This is a genomic window from Vibrio salilacus (assembly GCF_002811245.1).
Lineage (GTDB): Bacteria > Pseudomonadota > Gammaproteobacteria > Enterobacterales > Vibrionaceae > Vibrio > Vibrio salilacus.
The window spans coordinates 1-1,121 of sequence record NZ_NIVQ01000086.1 but is presented as its reverse complement, the minus strand read 5'-3'; the positions used below and the strand labels follow the sequence as shown (position 1 = coordinate 1,121).

Sequence of the window (1,121 nt, the reverse complement as noted above, 5' to 3'; positions counted from 1 at the left end):
GGCCACGTTGACCACGGTAAAACAACTCTAACTGCTGCTATCTGTACTACACTTGCAAAAGTGTACGGTGGTGTTGCGAAAGACTTCGCATCAATCGATAACGCTCCAGAAGAGCGTGAGCGCGGTATCACAATCGCTACTTCTCACGTAGAGTACGACACACCAGCACGTCACTACGCACACGTAGACTGTCCAGGACACGCGGATTATGTTAAAAACATGATCACAGGTGCTGCACAGATGGACGGTGGTATCCTAGTTGTTGCTGCAACAGATGGTCCAATGCCACAAACACGTGAGCACATCCTACTAGGCCGTCAGGTTGGTATTCCTTACATCATCGTATTCATGAACAAATGTGACATGGTTGACGATGAAGAGCTACTAGAACTCGTAGAAATGGAAGTTCGTGAACTTCTTTCTGAGTACGACTTCCCAGGTGATGACCTTCCAGTAATCCAAGGTTCTGCACTAGGCGCGCTAAACGGCGAAGAGCAGTGGGAAGCGAAGATTGTAGAACTAGCAGAAGCGCTAGATTCATACATTCCAGAGCCAGAGCGTGCAGTAGACATGCCGTTCCTAATGCCAATCGAAGACGTATTCTCAATCCAAGGTCGTGGTACAGTAGTAACTGGCCGTATCGAGCGCGGTATCCTACGTGTAGGTGACGAAGTAGAAATCGTTGGTATCAAAGAGACAACAGTAACGACTTGTACTGGTGTTGAAATGTTCCGTAAGCTTCTAGACGAAGGTCGTGCAGGTGAGAACGTAGGTGCGCTTCTACGTGGTACTAAGCGTGATGACGTAGAACGTGGTCAAGTACTAGCAGCGAAAGCTTCTATCAACCCACACACTAAGTTTGAGTCAGAAGTCTACGTACTTTCTAAAGACGAAGGCGGCCGTCATACTCCGTTCTTCAAAGGCTACCGTCCACAGTTCTACTTCCGTACAACTGACGTAACTGGTGATATCTCACTACCAGAAGGCGTAGAAATGGTAATGCCAGGTGATAACATCAAGATGACTGTAGAGCTAATCGCACCAATCGCGATGGACGAAGGTCTACGTTTCGCAATCCGCGAAGGTGGCCGTACAGTTGGTGCTGGTGTTGTTGCTAAGAT

General features: G+C 48.1%; 1 protein-coding gene. It reads left to right on the top strand.

The window, feature by feature from the left end; translation table 11 throughout:
* On the top strand, nt 1-1,121 hold a 1,121-nt coding region (gene tuf, locus CDZ87_RS16900; protein ID WP_100754559.1), incomplete at both ends, for an elongation factor Tu.